The 17,059-nt window shown below is 37.9% G+C and carries 16 protein-coding genes; 4 read left to right on the top strand and 12 right to left on the bottom strand.

Going from position 1 to position 17,059, the window contains the following annotated elements; all coding sequences use genetic code 11:
• On the bottom strand, positions 1-834 hold the full coding sequence (locus tag GFH32_RS02750; protein ID WP_153509618.1) for a nucleotidyltransferase domain-containing protein: 834 nt from the start codon (positions 832-834) through the stop codon (positions 1-3).
• Between the two features lie 85 nt (positions 835-919).
• On the opposite strand from GFH32_RS02750, the gene GFH32_RS02755 reads away from it, so the two are divergent.
• On the top strand, positions 920-1,360 hold the full coding sequence (locus GFH32_RS02755) for an SRPBCC domain-containing protein (RefSeq protein ID WP_153509619.1): 441 nt from the start codon (positions 920-922) through the stop codon (positions 1,358-1,360).
• Here the strand turns inward: GFH32_RS02755 and GFH32_RS02760 are convergent.
• From GFH32_RS02760 to hemA, 5 genes are all read right to left on the bottom strand, one after another.
• A complete protein-coding gene (locus GFH32_RS02760) occupies positions 1,357-1,977 on the bottom strand; it encodes an L-threonylcarbamoyladenylate synthase (protein WP_153509620.1) in 621 nt (206 codons plus the stop codon). The two genes, GFH32_RS02755 and GFH32_RS02760, sit on opposite strands and share 4 nt — an antisense overlap.
• A 93-nt stretch (positions 1,978-2,070) precedes the next feature.
• On the bottom strand, positions 2,071-3,516 hold the full coding sequence (gene asnS, locus GFH32_RS02765) for an asparagine--tRNA ligase (protein ID WP_153509621.1): 1,446 nt from the start codon (positions 3,514-3,516) through the stop codon (positions 2,071-2,073).
• 70 nt (positions 3,517-3,586) lie between these two features.
• A complete protein-coding gene (gene hemB / locus GFH32_RS02770) occupies positions 3,587-4,558 on the bottom strand; it encodes a porphobilinogen synthase (protein ID WP_153509622.1) in 972 nt (323 codons plus the stop codon).
• 49 nt (positions 4,559-4,607) lie between these two features.
• Positions 4,608-6,194: a hydroxymethylbilane synthase gene (gene hemC, locus GFH32_RS02775; RefSeq protein WP_153509623.1), complete on the bottom strand. Its 1,587-nt coding sequence runs from the start codon at positions 6,192-6,194 to the stop codon at positions 4,608-4,610.
• A gap of 107 nt (positions 6,195-6,301) precedes the next feature.
• Complete coding sequence (gene hemA / locus GFH32_RS02780; RefSeq protein ID WP_153509624.1) at positions 6,302-7,543, bottom strand: glutamyl-tRNA reductase; 1,242 nt, start codon at positions 7,541-7,543, stop codon at positions 6,302-6,304.
• A 332-nt stretch (positions 7,544-7,875) separates the two neighbouring features.
• On the opposite strand from hemA, the gene GFH32_RS02785 reads away from it, so the two are divergent.
• Positions 7,876-8,277, top strand: a complete 402-nt coding sequence (locus tag GFH32_RS02785; RefSeq protein WP_153509625.1) for a hypothetical protein — start codon at positions 7,876-7,878, stop codon at positions 8,275-8,277.
• A 72-nt stretch (positions 8,278-8,349) separates the two neighbouring features.
• Here the strand turns inward: GFH32_RS02785 and GFH32_RS02790 are convergent, their stop codons facing one another.
• The 5 genes from GFH32_RS02790 to rbfA all read right to left on the bottom strand — a co-directional run bounded on the left by GFH32_RS02790 (position 8,350) and on the right by rbfA (position 13,170).
• Positions 8,350-10,116: a mechanosensitive ion channel family protein gene (locus GFH32_RS02790; RefSeq protein WP_153509626.1), complete on the bottom strand. Its 1,767-nt coding sequence runs from the start codon at positions 10,114-10,116 to the stop codon at positions 8,350-8,352.
• A 305-nt stretch (positions 10,117-10,421) separates the two neighbouring features.
• The gene (locus GFH32_RS02795) at positions 10,422-11,060 is read right to left on the bottom strand and encodes a hypothetical protein (RefSeq protein ID WP_153509627.1); all 639 of its coding nucleotides are present in this window, start codon (positions 11,058-11,060) and stop codon (positions 10,422-10,424) included.
• Positions 11,061-11,317: 257 nt separating this feature from the next.
• Positions 11,318-12,136, bottom strand: coding sequence for an aminotransferase class V-fold PLP-dependent enzyme (locus GFH32_RS02800; protein ID WP_153509628.1), 819 nt, complete (start codon positions 12,134-12,136; stop codon positions 11,318-11,320).
• On the bottom strand, positions 12,114-12,782 hold the full coding sequence (gene aat, locus GFH32_RS02805) for a leucyl/phenylalanyl-tRNA--protein transferase (protein WP_153509629.1): 669 nt from the start codon (positions 12,780-12,782) through the stop codon (positions 12,114-12,116). Before aat ends, GFH32_RS02800 begins: the two co-directional genes overlap by 23 nt.
• Before the next feature lie 13 nt (positions 12,783-12,795).
• On the bottom strand, positions 12,796-13,170 hold the full coding sequence (rbfA, locus tag GFH32_RS02810; RefSeq protein WP_153509630.1) for a 30S ribosome-binding factor RbfA: 375 nt from the start codon (positions 13,168-13,170) through the stop codon (positions 12,796-12,798).
• Between the two features lie 840 nt (positions 13,171-14,010).
• On the opposite strand from rbfA, the gene argH reads away from it, so the two are divergent.
• Positions 14,011-15,345 (top strand): argininosuccinate lyase, encoded by a 1,335-nt coding sequence (argH, locus tag GFH32_RS02815; protein ID WP_153509631.1) that lies wholly within the window; start codon positions 14,011-14,013, stop codon positions 15,343-15,345.
• A gap of 57 nt (positions 15,346-15,402) precedes the next feature.
• On the opposite strand, the gene GFH32_RS02820 is transcribed toward argH, so the two are convergent.
• Entirely contained in the window at positions 15,403-16,467 is a 1,065-nt protein-coding gene (locus GFH32_RS02820) for an aldose epimerase family protein (RefSeq protein WP_153509632.1), read from the bottom strand.
• A gap of 107 nt (positions 16,468-16,574) precedes the next feature.
• On the opposite strand from GFH32_RS02820, the gene GFH32_RS02825 reads away from it, so the two are divergent.
• Positions 16,575-17,048 carry a hypothetical protein gene (locus GFH32_RS02825; RefSeq protein WP_153509633.1) on the top strand — a complete coding sequence of 158 codons (474 nt, stop codon included), beginning with the start codon at positions 16,575-16,577 and terminating at the stop codon, positions 17,046-17,048.
• Positions 17,049-17,059 lie beyond the last annotated feature (11 nt).

The following is a 17,059-nucleotide window of genomic DNA, read 5'->3' on the forward strand; positions in this document are numbered from 1 at the left end:
TTAATAAAATGATATGAGGTTCTGCACATCTGCGGATAACTCCTCTAGAATTTTAAAGCTGACGGGCTCCTTTTCGTAAAGTTTTTCAAACACTTCATTAATTCGTACTTGATACATACTAGGGGCAAACTCAAAACTGTCAATTCTTAGTACGGCATTCTTTTCGTTCAAGAAGTAAATTTTGTTTTTAGCAAATATGACTTGATTGAGAGCGGATACGACTCGGAATATTAGTCCATTGAGGTAATATTGATCTCCAGAAAGTTTAGCTTTTTTCGCAAGTTTTAGGCTGAAATCGGCTTCAAAAAGATAGAACTGTATAATTGAAGCCTGTAAATTGTCAGGATACTGCTGAGCAATCGTTTTAAGATCGTTGAATTGCTGATTTTTAGAATACAGTATATTGCAGGTTGCCAATTCTCCACGATACATATAGCTTAGATAGGCGTGAGGATGTCCGACATGGTAATTATTGGAGAAGATACCCGCATTAGTTTGATCGATTATATTTTCGACTCGTCCAATGTCTCGAAAGATTAAGTCTACGGCATGTCCATCAATTTGTAACCAAGCGCCGAAGTTTACCCATTGACCCCAGTCACCTTCTTTTCCGATAAGTGAATCTCTCTTTTGATCATCGAGCAAGCTGGCTATATCGTTGAGTAATTCGTAGTCAATGCAATGTGGTTGATAATATAATCCAATATCTATATCAGAGTCTTTGTTGAATGTTCCCGTTGCTCTAGATCCGCCAAGAACGATACCTTCTATACAATCTAAGCTTGAAAATGCATGTGTTACTTTCTGTAATATGCTATCTATTATTGTACTCATAGTCTGTTTCTTTCCCTTAATTTACTAAAAAATCTTCTTGATAAATGTCAAGTGGCGTTGAAAATACAGCTACTATCTTTATTGTATGAAAGAAATTATAGAAACACATGTACTGATTAATAAGTCTGCTAAGGCAATTTGGAATATATTGAGCGACTTTAAATCCTATCCATCATGGAGTCCAACGATTCGATTCTTTGAGGGTGTCCCAGTTGTTGGGAAAAGGAGGCAAGTAAGTTTACAGCAGCCTGGTGGTACAGCGATTAAAATGAATCCTATTTTCTTGAAAATAGATCTGAATGAAGAGCTTCGATGGAAAGGTCGTTTAGGACTTAATGGTATCTTTGATGGGGAGCATTACTTTATTTTGAAAGCAATATCAGATCAACAGACCCTATTAATTCAGGGAGAGATATTTACTGGAATCCTTGTTCCATTTCTTAAGAAAATGATACATGGAAATACATTGGCTGGTTTTGAAGCTTTCAATCAAGCGATAAAAGAAAGAGCAGAAGCAGTTCTTTAGAGATAAAGATTTAAATCTCCTTTACCTTCCCTGATGATTTCGAATTCTCCACTTGTTAGATCAACTACAGTCGAAGCTACGTTATCACCATATCCACCATCAATTACTAGATCGACTTTCTCCTGATACTTTTCATATATTAATTCAGGATCAGTAGAATATTCAATGATCTCATCTTCATCGTGAATTGATGTGGTTACGATTGGATTGCCAAGTTCTTTTACGATTTCACGAACGATATTGTTGTCCGGAACACGTATACCAACGGTCTTTTTCTTAGAGCTTAGAAGCTTAGGAACTTGCGAACTGGCATTGAAAATAAATGTAAAAGGTCCCGGGAGAGCTTTTTTCAAGACACGGAACACAGCCGTATCAAAAGGTTTGGTATACTGTGAGATATCTGTAAGATCATAACAGATAAAAGATAGATTAGATTTATCTGGTTTTAAGCCACGTATTGCACATACCCTTTCAATCGCCTTTTGATTGGTGATATCACACCCTATACCATAAACGGTATCCGTAGGATAGATAATGACACCGCCTTTACGGAGAATATCTACAGCCTGCTGAATAGATTTCGGATTCGGGTTATCGTTGTATATTTTTAGTAGCATAAAATTAGATTAAACTAGCTCTCTTTTTATAGTAAAACAAAAACCGTCAAAATTAGTTTGTTTTGACGGTTTTTGATATTTTCTTGAAGCAGATTAAAATTCTGCGTTTTTTGGTGTTCTTGGGAAAGGTATCACGTCACGAATATTTGTCATCCCTGTAGTGAATAAGACTAAACGTTCAAATCCTACACCAAATCCAGAGTGAGGTACAGATCCGAAGCGGCGTGTATCTAAGAACCACTCCATTTCTTCTGTAGGAATTCCTACTTCACCCATTCTAGTGATTAGTTTTTCTAAGTTTTCTTCACGCTGAGAACCGCCAACCATCTCTCCGATACCTGGGAATAAGATGTCCATTGCACGAACAGTATTTCTACCTTGCGCGTCCACTGGATTCTGCTTCATATAGAAAGACTTGATTTCTCTAGGGTAGTCAGTTAAGATAACAGGCTTTTTGAAGTGTTTCTCGACTAAATAACGCTCGTGTTCTGATTGAAGATCAGCTCCCCATCCTTCGATTAAGTATTTAAACTGTTTCTTTTGGTTAGGCTTGCTCTTCTGCAATATATCTACTGCTTCAGTATAAGTTACTCGTTCGAAATCATTATCGATAACGAAGTTTAGTTTTTCTATTAAGTTAAGTTCCGAGCGATCTGCTTGAGGTTTAGATTTTTCTTCTTCCAACAAGCGATTCTTTAAGAACTCGATTTCTTCAGGGCAATTTTCTAGTGCATAGCTGATGACGTATTTCAATAGATCTTCAGCAAGATCCATATTGTCTTCTAATTCGTAGAAAGCCATCTCTGGTTCAATCATCCAGAATTCCGCAAGGTGACGTGTGGTGTTCGAATTCTCCGCACGGAACGTTGGACCGAAAGTATATATATTTCCGAATGCCATCGCGGCTAATTCACCTTCCAATTGACCAGAAACCGTAAGGTTTGTTGCTTTACCGAAGAAATCTTCTTTAAAGTCAATTGCGCCAGATTCTGTACGTGGGGGATTGTTTAAATCTAAAGTCGTTACTTGAAACATCTCTCCAGCACCTTCTGCATCCGAACCTGTGATAATAGGGGTATGCATGTAAACGAAATCTCTTTCGTTGAAGAACTTATTCACAGCAAATGCTAAAGCATTACGTACTTTGAAAACTGCATTGAAAGTTCCTGTACGGAAACGTAAATGAGCGATTTCGCGTAAGAACTCTAAGCTGTGTTTCTTCGGTTGCAGAGGGTATTTCTCAGGGTCAGAATCTCCAATAATTGAAACCTCCGTAGCTTTTACTTCTACGCGTTGTCCTTTACCTTGTGATTCTACTAGAACACCTTGTACGCGAACCGCTGCGCCTGTTGTTATGCGCTTTAAGATTTCATCAGCTGTATTTTCGAAGTCGACTACTGCCTGTATATTATTGATGGTTGAACCATCATTGATTGCAATAAATTGATTATTACGGAAAGTACGAACCCAACCTTTTACGATTACTTCTTTTCCGAATTCTTCCGATTTTAATAAGTCTTTAATTCTTGTGTGTTCCATTGTATTCAAAAGAATGATAGTAGGCTATTCTGTAAGCCCTACAAAAATAGCCATTTAATTGATTTATCAGCTATTTTACCCAGCCTTTTTCAATCACTTCCTTCGCATGGTAAGTTAGGATTGACGTTGCTCCGGCGCGTTTAAAGCTCATTAAGGTCTCTAAAATTACTTGTTCATTTAACCAACCATTTGCAATTGCGGCTTTTAACATAGCGTATTCGCCTGATACGTTATAGGCTGCGATTGGTAAATCAAAGTTGTCGTTAAGTAATTTGATTATATCAAGATAAGGAAGTCCAGGTTTAACCATTAAAAAGTCAGCACCTTCTTGCATATCTAATTGCGCTTCGATTAATGCTTCTCGACTATTTGCAGGATTCATTTGATAAGTTTTTTTATCACCTTTCTTCGGCGCGGAGCCTAATGCATCTCTAAATGGTCCATAATATGCGGAAGCATATTTTGCAGTGTACGACATCAATGAAACATTGGTGAAGCCATTGTTATCCAAGACTTCACGAAGGTAGCCAATGCGGCCATCCATCATGTCAGAAGGAGCAATGATATCAGCGCCAGATTGCGCATGAGCAAGTGCCATCTTTCCGAGAACTTCTAAGGTTTCATCGTTTAGAATCTCACCATTCTCGACAATACCGTCGTGACCATCCGAGCTATAAGGATCCATAGCAACATCTGTTACGATACAAGCTTCAGGGAATCTTTGTTTTACCGCCTCGATAGCACGCAAGTACAAAGTTCCTTTACGGTAGCTTTCCGTGGCATATTTATCTTTTAAAGACTCCTCAACGGCTGGAAATAAATCAAAGGCTTTTAGGCCAAGGTTCATACAGCTTTCCACTTCGCGAAGCAAATTATCGACAGAATAGCGGTAAATTCCAGGCATAGAGGATACTTCAACCTTTTGGTTTTCTCCATCTACAATAAACAAGGGGAAAATCAAGTTAGCAGCGAATAAGTGATTCTCTTGAATCATATCTCTAACGACTGCTGATTTTCTGTTTCTTCTAGGACGGTGTAACATGATAATTAATTAATATGAAAGGGGGCATGCCCCCTTATATGTTATTGTTTTAATAGTCTAATCCAAATATTGCTTCTGCCAATCCGATCTCATCAGGAGAGTAAGGAAGCGTGTATTTTAATCCCATTTCGGCAATTGCGCTTGCGGTACTGTTACCAATACAGATAATTTTCTGACCAGGGTCAACCAAGTTCTCTCGAAAGTAGGCCTCCACATTGCTTGGGCTAGTGAAAATTAGTACATCTGCGTTGCTCTTATCCACCTCTTCTTCGATTACCGTTTCGTAGATTGGCATATCGATGATTTTAGTGTTTTCGGTTAAAGCTTTACGAATCGTTTGCAACGAACCTTCCGCACGTGGAAATAAAACAGTTTGTCCATCTACCAATTTAGCAAATTCAGAACCAATACCATCCGTATTAATTCCTAAATGGTCTCCCGTGAAATCTGCTGTTCTATTAAATTTACGTAGGGTTTCTTCTGATCCTCTTCCCAATACAGCAATCTTTGTCTTCTTTAAAATTAAAGGATCCAATTTGAAGAAGTGCTCAATGGCATTTCTACTATTGAAGAATATCCAGTCCGCACGTTTTAAAATAAAAGAATCTAATTTATTGATTGTTGGGAAAATACGTATTAATGAACGGTCGTCAACTTCAATGTTATGTTTCTTCAAAGAACGCGCTAAATAGGAGTTCTCGTCTAAATCACGAGTAATGAAAATAGACTTAGGAAGCTTTCTTTCTTTGTTGTATTTGGAGAAAATTTTCTCTGCCATTCCTTCTGAAGTCTCTGACTCTAGAAATACACGATCAGGGAAATCCTCATTATCATCAGCAATGGACGTCCAAGATTGGAAAACACCATCTTTCTTACGACAGTAGCTTCCAAGTGGAGCATGGCATCCTGCATCGAATAAGTTTAATACTTTACGTTCTACAGCGATAGTCTCTGCTACATCAGCATCGTTTATGCCCTGAAGCGCATTAAACAACTCTTGGTCGTTTTCGCGAATCTGAATAGCTAAAACCCCTTGCGCTGGAGCAGGCACCAACATAATTGGTGATAATTCTTCAATATGAAAATCAGAAAGATCCATGTTAATACGACTAACACCTGCTTTCGCTAGCATGATCGCATCATATTTCTCATCTCTCAATTTTTGAACGCGCGTTTGCAAATTACCACGTAAATCATCAAACTCTAAATCAGGACGTATAGATAAAAGTTGCGCTTTTCTACGGTTTGATGAAGTTCCGATTGTTGCAGCATGCTTAACAGAAAGACGTTTGCTAATATCCACACAATCTTTATGAATAATAAGTACCTCTGATGGATCTTCACGATCAGATACTGCAGCAATAATTAATCCTGGAGGATTTACCGTAGGAAGATCTTTATGCGAGTGTACTGCTAGGTCAATTTGTCCAGAAAGCAATTCCTCTTCTAATTCCTTAGTAAAGAATCCTTTGCCCTCTAGCTTATCCAAACGTAGATGTTGAATGATATCGCCTTGAGTTTTAATAATTTTTAGTTCGGCCTGAACACCAATCTCTGCTAATCGGTCCTTCACAAAGTTAGCTTGCCATAATGCCAATTCACTGCCTCGGGTACCGATGGTAAGTTTTCTATTCACGTTCAAAGATTTACAAATGAATGATTCGGTTGCAAAGTTAAGGAAAATAGGGTATTAGTTCCGCCCTTTTAATGTCAGAATACCGAATAATTTAAGAAATTTTAAGACTAATTGCTCTCTGATTCTGCGGATTTTACTAAAATCTCCTTAGCCATTACCATAGGAACTTTGATGTATTTTTTCTCCATGTAATTTATGACCTTATTGAGAATCTCACGAGCTTGTGGATCAAGTTGTTCTACTTCATTTGCAAACACCTCAGTCATCGCCATTGAACGGATTTCCTTGATCTTCTCAGGAACCTGTTTCATTGCAACTTCAACACGACGTTGTTTCAATATGGGTAGGAACTCTTTAATATTTTGTGCGATAATTTCTTCAGCATTCTCCAATTCATCATATCGCTCTTGGATATTCTTCTCTGCGATTTGCTGTAAGCTACTCACTTCGATATATTGAATAGGATATTTTGCAATAACTGCTGCGTCAATATCATTAGGAACAGCTAAATCAACGATTACTTTTCTATCATCTTCGCCATTTAGCAAAGAAGCGTATAGTTCTTCATTAATAATTGCCTCAGGCGCACCTGTGCAGGTAATCATAACGTCGAAACCTTTTTTATAATCTTTCAATTCGCTCAATGGGAATGCTTGTCCTTGCAATTCTTTAGCTAAAGATTCTGCGTTGGCAACCGTTCTATTGAAGATAGTGAAATTGCTGTACTTATGTTTTTTAAGGTATTTTGCTAAGTTCTGATTTGTTTCACCTGAACCGATAACCAGAATTCTTGGGTTTTCTGATAATTTAATCTCGCGAAGCTTCCTGTAGGCTAATGAAACAACCGAAATTGGGTTACGTGAAATATTGGTGTAAGTATAAACTTCTTTTGCTGTTTTTACTAAGCGATCCATCATTAAACGAAGGAAGTCACCTGTAAAGCCCGCTGCTCTACAACGATCATACGCACGACGAATCTGTGCTAAAATCTCTTTCTCGCCAACAACTAAACTCTCTAAAGAACATGAAGTACGGAAAAGGTGGTTTAATGCATCTAAGCCTTGGTATCTATCTACCTGACCTAAATAGCATTGCATACGTTCGGCAGGAACACAGAAGTTCATCTTATCTAAGAACTGCACTACAAAATCATCATTTAGCTCATGCGCACCATAGAATACAAATTCAACTCGGTTACATGTACCGATGTAGAATATTTCTGAAATGTCTAAACTATTTTTAAGGTTAATAAGGCGGCTATCCAACTCCTCATTGCATATAACCAAATTCCCCAAATCTTTTATATCGACATGTTTATGGGTAAACGCTATAACTTTTAAATTCTTCAAAGCCTAATATTTCGCCAGTAATTTTGTTATGCAAATGTAGACTAAAACATCCTGTCAAATGTCAAAAATCTGTCAATACAGCGAATTTAGAACGATTATAAATAATGTTAAATAAATGTTAAAATACTGAAATAAAGCCTGTTAAAAAGATGCCGCTGGAAAAATGTGATTACAATCATAATGCTAAAGAATAATAAATGACTTATTTCACTGTTTAGGATAGCCCTTTCGGTATAAAAATACCAGCGTATAAGTTATTAATTCCATAAAAGCCCCACTATTTTCGCTAGTAATTAATCTGTGAAATGCTCATCTTTGCTAAAATTTAGTTTATGAAAGTTTTGCTAAAACCACTTGCTTTACTAGGATTTATTGTTGTATTCCTTTCTTCAATATTCTGTCCCTTTTTAAATATTCCTTTGAAAAAAGACTGGAACCTCTACCAGGTTGATACGTCTCTTTTTCTAATTACCATGGGTATTTTGGGGTTAACGGTATTATTATTCTTTATGCGAAAGTTGAGAGGCTTTCAGATCGCTAGCTACGTCCTTCTTGGCTGGATGATATTGGCGCTTGGTGCCGTATATTTTCAGATCAATAATTATTTCGGGACAAAGTTAATTGATGGTTTAATTTCCAAAGCGGTAACAATGAGTTGGGGATGGCTTGTCATATTTGTGGGCGTTATCATGATTTGCTTTAGTGTGAGAACGATAGCAGAGAAGAAAGATTAATACTATTTAGGCGTAAAGCCATATTCAATCTCTCCGTGATTGTTGAGTTGATTCGAAGGAGGGGGGAGCGCTTCATTTCTGGTTTAATACATGATAATTTGGCGAAAGGAGTTCAATGCCCACGTTTTGAAACACCTTTTGAATATTTTCTAGTAAACTGCTGTATATCGCTGCTTGAACATTTGCATTTCTTGTATAGGCATTAATTTGATAGGAGATATTAAAGTCGTTTAACTGTGTCTGAAGAACGAAGGGTTCCGGTAACTCTTCAATGCCATCGCTAGCGAGTGCAGCAACAATTAGTAGTCTATATACTGTTTCCCACGGCACGTCATAGCCAACAGTTACTACATAATGTATGATTAATCCTTTATTTTCCTGCTTCGTCTGATTCGAATAATTGATTGTACTGCTTGAAAGAACCATAGAATTGGGCACTGTAATTTCCTCATTCTTGCAGGTCTTTATTCTTGTGACGAGCATGGTCTTTTCTAGAACATCACCAACCGTATCTCCGATTTTTACGCGATCTCCTAATTGAAATGGCCGCATATAGGTAATGACCAGACCAGCCACAACATTGGCAATCGCATTCGAAGATCCTAAGGATACCAATACCCCAATGAATACGGTAATACCTTTAAATGCTGGAGAGCTCGAACCCGGTAGGTACGGGAATATCAATACCATCATAAAGGCATAGCATACGAATTGGACAATTTTAAAAGTAGGTAATGCCCATTCAGGATGAAAATCTCGAAAGTGAATATTCTCTCGTTGGATTTCTTGGAAGATATATCGAGCAATTCTGACGAGATATTTAAATAGAAAGAAGATTACAATGACTCGAAATAGATTGGGTAGATAATCAATAAAAGATCGAAGAATTGCGTTTAAAGGATTTGAAATTAATTTGATCAAAGTGCTTGTCCAAGCTTTTGTTTCTGGGAAAACACTAAATAATAGCGGAAGACTAAGGTAAACACTGAAAAATATAACGATAATTTTCAACAGCTTATTGAGGCGTATCAATGCCTGTTCTACATGATTTGAACGTAATACTTTTACTTTTTGAAAAACCTTGCCATTCATAATATGGTCTTTGATAGTGGCAATATTACGTGCTGTAAATCCAAAAAATCTATTAATGAGCAGCAATAAGCTAGACGTTAACACGATAATAAGGATCACAAGGCCAATACGCTTTGTAATATTGAAGAGGCTGTATGCCTCCCGCTCTTTTTGGATAACTGCGCGAATGGATTCTACGTACGACTGAGCAAGTTCATCGGTGCTTTTGTCTTCCCAAATAGCGTCAAGTATACTAACAGATATGATATGTTCTTGCTGATTATAAATAATATCTCGTCCTTCCGCATTGACTTCGATGCTTAGTAGATTGGGGTCAAAGTTGTCAGCATCGTATAAGGCATAAATCTTATTGGAGATTGCGGATGCCCGCTCTTGTGGTAGAAAGGAACCTATACGTGTATGTATATAGAAGAGTGTGTCTTTATGAAGTACAACCGGAAATGCGGTATTTGAAAGTTTTAGCTTTTTTATCTTTTCCTTGAACTCGGCTTGTTGGAATGAGTCTGACGCTTGTTTAGCCTTAATTAAGGTGTCCCCTCGATGGTTTTCATTGGAATTGAATTGTAGTTGCTTGAATGCATTCATCAAGTTTATATAGAAAATTGAATCATGTTCAATTCGGTTGCTGATTTCTTCCATCAGTAAACTTTTGTCTGAATGTTTTGTGTCGATCGTTGTTGTTTGTGCCCTTATAATTAATGGAAAGAAAAGTAGCGAAAGAGAAAGAGTGATGGTTGGTAATCGCATTGTTTTTGTAATCGTAAATTACAAATGTAGCGATTTAATATCGTTTTAGGATATATAATACCGTAATAATAAAATATCATGTCTTTTTGTGAACAATCAAAAGACTTCTGCAGCGATTATTTGATTGTTTGAAAGATGCATTTTATATGCATGTGTACGGGGAGGTGTCACTAAATAGATTTTCGAATCATTGACTTCATGGTTCACAACGAGTCTACATCAGACTTATCCTTTTCGACAAGCGAGCGCTTGCTGAAATCAAATGATTCGAAAATTATATCTTTTTTACAAATTACGATAAAGCTCTATTTTGGTCGATGAGAAATAAAATGGGCCTTTAATTTATCTAGACCTATATTTTCTTCAATCTTATCCAATTCATACAACCAAGCTTTATCGGGCAGTACCTCTGAGCGTTCCTTTGAATTGATCAAATCTAAAGCTTTCACTTTAATGGTCTTTTCAATAGGTGGAACTTCATTATGCTGTCTTCTTGAAGTACGAAGAATTTGAAACTCTAGATTTGGCCATTTATTAATATTTGCAAAGTTGGCGGTATAAATTTGATTATACTCGCGTGCAGGTATTACATTATTGTATATCCCCGTGCACTTATTTCCGATTACTTCCTTTACCGCGACCAACAACTCATAACTCGTCTCATTCGCAATAAAGAATTTGACTAATCCGTCTTTCTGTTCGCCAGTTAAGGCAAGGAAAATTCCTTTTTCGATAAACTTCGCTGTCAAATTAACCTGCTGAGGCTCTTCATCTTCTTCCATACGCATGTTACCATGCACCAAAGTGATCTTATCCTGCATTACCGGAATTTCAAATCCCGTATCATCTGTTACTCCTACTAGACCGTTCGCTAGAAAAGAAGTAATGTGCCCTTCGATAGGTTCGTCAACAAACCTAACTAAATCTCCTATTTTAAAATTCATCTCAATTTATCTATAGTCGCAATTAATCTATGTATATCGGAAAGTTCATTATATAAATGAATTCCAATTCGAATGCCTGTTCCACGTGGGAAACATTTAATACCCGCGGCCACTAGTTCTGGGTATAGAGACTGGTCAATCTGGATATTGATCAATGCCGATCGTACTTGACGGGCGGCGATCTCAGGTAATAGGAGTCCGCGATCTTCCAATAATTTGTAGGCTTCGTCGCTAAGAACTTCAATATGTTTAGCAATTTACTCAAACCCTAATTCTTCAAATAAACTTAAAGATTCACGTAGTGTTCCTTGGCTTACGGTGTCTACATGTCCAGGTTCAAAAAACGTGTCTAGCACACTTTTTGTTTTCCAGAAATCAGCAGTCGGCTTTGGAATAGAGACGAGCAGCTGATCCAGTAGCGCTTGAAACGTTTTATTTATCAATAAAAAACCATTGCCGAAGCCCGCACATAACCACTTGTATCCACTACATGCTAAAGCATCGATCCCTGAATCCGTAAAGGAGAAGTTTTCAGTTCCTAAATATTGGGACCCATCGGCAAGAATCAATAGATCTGGGAATTGTTGTTTTAATCGCTTAAAAAAACTAGGGTCAACCTTTAGGCCACTGATGTATTGAACAATACTGATCACTAAAACATTTGTATGTTTTTCGTGTAGTGCTGCAATAATGTTTTCCTCAATTTGATGATCTGCTTTTACCGTATGGTACGAAAGATTGCGCGTAATTATAGGGTGCAGGATTGAAGGATATTCACCTTCGATAGCCAAGTAATTGTAATCTCGCGGTAAACGGTCAATTAATGTAGAATACGCAAAAGAGAAATTTGGCGTCAAATAGATTTTGTGCCCCTCTGCATGAAACACGCGCGCAATGGTTTCCTTAACCGTTGCTAAGAATGAAGCTTGCTGATCACGTAAGTCGGTTTCAACTAGGAAAAACTGCTGCTCCCAATCACGGCGCCATTGAAGGCTACGTTTTGAGATCAATCCATTTCCCGAACTGTTCAGATAGCAGATTTCCTGTGATAAGTTAAAGTGTTCGCTGAAAGTCATGCGCTTTGATTTTTTGTTGTTGAATAATTGCTAAAAACTCCGCTTGGGGTATTAGTTTTGCACCCATGCTTTCTAGATGATCAGAATGTACTTGACAGTCAATCATTTCGAGATCAAATTCCTGAGCTAAACTAATTAAGGCAATTTTAGAGGCGTTTGAGGTCTTAGAAAACATACTTTCACCGCCAAATACCTTCCCAACTTGAACTCCGTATAGTCCGCCAACTAATTGGTTTTCCTCCCAAACTTCAATGCTATGCGCGTATCCTTGATGATGTAAGGATATATAAGATTCCTTCATCTCCGGTAATATCCAAGTACCCTGTTGTCCATCGCGCGAAATACGTGCGCACTGTTCTATCACTTGTGGAAATGCCTCATTAACGCTTACTCGGAATCTTTTAGAACGGATGAGCTGACGCATACTCTTGGAAATCTTTATCGCGCCCTTCGGAATAACAAAACGTTCATGAGGGGAATACCATAATATGGGCGTATCCTCGTCATACCATGGGAATATTCCATTTTGATAAGCAAGCAGGAGACGTTCTTCCTTTAAGTCGGCTCCAATGGCCAGCAAGCCATCTTCATCCGCTAGGCGAGGATGTGGGAAAGCTAATTGAGCTTCATCCAGTAAATATGGCATGCTTTATAAACGATTATTCTTCTGGTTGACGGGGTTCTTTGCTGATTTCCTCAAAGATCTTGTCCATGTGTTCGACATATTCATTGGTGTCATCTAAGAAGAATTCCAATTGCGGCACAATGCGCGCTTGATTTTTGATTCTTCCACCTAGTTTGTAGCGAATTTCGTTGGTTTTAGTACGGATATGATCAATATCAGCCTTTGCCGTATTGGTATTTAAGAAACTTAAAAATACGCGGGCAATGGATAAGTCAGGTGTTACACGAACTTTTGTTACGGTAATAAAGGCACCAGGAGCCCACGATTTACCTTCTCGCTGAAACATTTCTGCTAAATCTTGCTGAATAACGCCGGCGAATCGTTGCTGTCTTTTACTTTCTGTTCCCATAATGATATTGAATGCGAAAACGTTTCATTACGTTTCCAATAACGCAAATATAAGGATTTTTAAAAAGATGCTTTGTTAACTGATTTCAATATTCATAGGATTACTATATAAAATAATCGTAATCCTATGGATGTTCGAACTTGACTCGAAGCAATTCTTTTACAGACTCCTATTACATCCATAGCATATCCGTTGGTAAGGGGATTTGAATGGGAAGTGAATTGGGTATGAATTGGGTTTGAAAGGGATGTAGAATGTATTTACCCCAAAAATGTGACAACGACGTAAACTTGAGTAGACTCCGTATGTGGGATAATAATATCGCGAAAAGGATATCAGCTGTCTAGAGCGTTCTAAAAAATATGAGACAAAAAAAAAGACTTGTCGTGGGCATAGTGACAAGTCTTCAAATCAAAATTAGTTTATAATTGGATAGAATAATATTTTTAAAGTTTAAAGACTTTTTGGGTCTATCATGTTTAGTATTTCTAGGTGGTTATTAACGTGAGTTTCTACTCACTATTTGTTTTTTTCATTCCCCTTTACATCACAAACATAGGGCTTTAATTCAGACCTCACAAGATGTTTTTTAAAAAAAAGTAAGTGGTTACTTAGTTTCATTTAACATAAATTAACTCTATTTAATTAGTATAGATTAGGTCGCTAGGGGGAAGGTGGGTATTAAGTTTTTATTGTGATTAAGTTAGAAAACTGTGTCTAAGTCAATGTGGGTGGGGAAAATGGACTCGGGAAGGCTTGGTCTATCGAATGAAAAACAATCGGAAAAACTACCGCTTTTTGTCTGTTTAATTGGTATTTTTGCAACACAAAAGATTGATCATGAAGATTTGGCAAAAAAATATTGATGTGGATTCGTTTGTAGAATCCTTTACCGTTGGGCGAGATCGTGAGATGGATTTGCAACTTGCGGGTGCTGATGTTTTGGGTTCCCTGGCACATACCAAGATGCTTAGTAGCATTGGTTTGATGACCGAAGAGGATTTAGCGGCTGTTCAAAAGGAGCTGAAAAACATTTACCAAGAAGTATTGGACGCTAAGTTTCAAATTGAGGACTCGGTAGAGGATGTGCATTCCCAGGTTGAAATGATGTTAACGCAACGTATCGGCGACGCTGGTAAGAAAATCCATTCAGGCCGTTCTAGAAACGATCAAGTGTTGGTAGACTTGAAATTATATTTTCGTTCAGAGATCGAGAGTATTTTCAAGAATACGGAGGTTCTATTCGGGCAATTGATCCTGCTGAGTAATCAATATAAGTCTGTATTAATGCCGGGTTATACCCATTTACAGATTGCAATGCCTTCGTCATTTGGTCTTTGGTTTGGCGCATATGCAGAGAGTTTAGTTGATGATTTGCAATTGCTGAAGGCAGCATGGGCTATTTGTAATAAAAATCCATTGGGTTCAGCGGCAGGATATGGATCTTCTTTTCCTTTAAATCGTACAATGACCACGCAGTTGTTGGGTTTTGACGATTTAAATTATAACGTCGTTTATGCTCAAATGGGGCGTGGAAAGACCGAAAGAATCTTAGCGCAAGCAATGAGTTCGATTGCAGCAACTTTAGCCAAGTTCGCCATGGACGTGACTTTATTTATCAATCAAAATTTTGGTTTTATCTCGTTCCCGGCGCACTTAACGACAGGGTCTAGCATTATGCCACACAAGAAAAATCCTGATGTTTTTGAATTGATTCGTTCCCGTTGTAATAAAATTCAAGCCTTGCCGAATGAAATCGCAATGATGACGACGAATTTGCCTTTGGGCTATCATCGCGATTTACAACTATTGAAGGAGAATTTATTCCCGGCTTTCCAGTCTTTAAATGACTGTTTAGCGATTGCGACCTATATGCTGCAAAATATTACGATTAAAGATAATATATTGGACGACCCTAAATATGATTACTTATTCAGCGTTGAAGTGGTAAACAACGAGGTTTTAAAAGGTGTACCTTTTCGTGAGGCGTATAAAAATATTGGTCTAGCAATTGAAGAGGGTACTTTTAACCCAAGTAAAGAAGTGAACCATACGCATGAGGGTAGTATTGGTAATCTGTGTAATGATCAGATCGAACGAATGTTTGCGGAAGTAAAAGCGTCTTTCGGATTTGAGAAAGTAGAAAAGGCATTAGCAGACTTGCTAAAAGCATAGAAGAAATATTGTTTTATAGCGCTTATTGAAGTGCTATGGGAAGAGAAAAGGAGGCTTTTATGCCTCCTTTTTTATGCTAAACTTGAATTTGATAGTGCTTTGAAATTCTTCTCCAGGCTTTAAAATTACAGAAGGGAACGTTGCATGATTCGGACTATCTGGATAATGTTGCGCTTCGAAACAAAGCCCACCATAGCGCAGATATTTATGGCCGGATTTTCCGGTATCATCGGCTAAGAAGTTACCCGCATAGAGGTGTACGCCAGGTTCTGTCGTAAACACTTCCAATAATATTCCGCTTTCTTTCGAATACGCAGAAGCAACTGCTTGACTGGGTTCCTGATTGTTTACAAATGTATGATCGAAACCGCCCGCATTTAACAACTGCTCATCTTGGCTATCGATAAAATCTACAATTTTTTTAGGCTGTCGAAAGTCAAGTGCAGTTCCATCTACAGGGGATATATCTCCAGTTGGCACTTGGTTTTTGTCGATAGGAATGAATTCTTCGGATTTAATACATACTTCATGGTTTAATACATCGCCGTTTCCCTCTCCGTTAAGGTTGAAGAATGCATGATTGGTGAAATTGATAATTGTTTCAGCATCAGAGGAAGCTCGAAAATGTATTATAATTTCATTCTCATTGCTAAGTTCGTAAGACACATTGGTTTTAAGTTCTCCAGGGAATCCTTCTTCGCCATCAGGCGAGGTGTAGTAGAAATCAACCACTTTATTGAAGCTGACTTGACGGTCCCATACACGGTTGTGGAAACCATTGGGGCCACCGTGCAAACTATTGCTACCATTATTTTGGGCGAGCGTATAGCATTTGTCGTTTAATGTGAATGTCCCCTTGGCAATACGGTTGCAAAATCTACCAATAGTTGCGCCATGATAAGGTTCTTGAGCGGTGTAATAATCTTCGACGCTCGAGAAGCCTAGGACAACATCGATAAGATCTCCATGCTTATCTGGAACCAGAGCGCTAACCAATCGCGCACCATAATCTGTTAAGGCTACTTGCATACCCGCACGGTTAGTGAGGGTGATAAGATGAGTGTTTTTGCCATTTAGTTGGCTTTCAAAATCTTTTTTCTCGGGGAGTTTATAAACAGTCATTTTGCGATGGATTTCTATGCCTAAAGATAACAATAAAGCGATGCTTAGCCAAAAGAAAAACTTGAGCTTCCTCTGTATTTTTCGTAAATTAATTGAAAATAAGTGTCATGAGACCTATATATCCCTATTTCATTACAATAGCGATTTTATTGATTTTAATTGGCTTTTTTTCGGTCAGTTCAGAAGCTAGTTTTATTATTCAGCCGAAGTTTGGAACAACATGGGTCGTTCCCTTAAAAGATACAGTGCTGTCGCTAGCGTTCTTTGCGGTACTCTTTAGCACCTTATATCGATATACCGAGCATTTATTGTATTCACATCGCTGGTCGATTATGCATTTTATTTGTTTCGTATGTTTATCCTTGAACTTTTATACATGGAATGCACTTTCTGTGCGTTACTCACTTCGCATGGAAGAGCTAAAAGAGAATGCGCAACAACTGAAGTCATTAATGGATATGTTTCTGCGCATGGAGAGTTTTTTTAGCATTTCTTTTTTGATTTTAATTCTAATGCAAGGGCTATATTTACTCAACTTGATGGTCGGGATGATTTATCAAAAAAGGGGGGATCTGTCCTAAGCTCCCGTTTT

It is taken from the genome of Sphingobacteruim zhuxiongii (assembly GCF_009557615.1).
In the GTDB taxonomy this organism is placed as follows: Bacteria; Bacteroidota; Bacteroidia; order Sphingobacteriales; family Sphingobacteriaceae; genus Sphingobacterium; species Sphingobacterium zhuxiongii.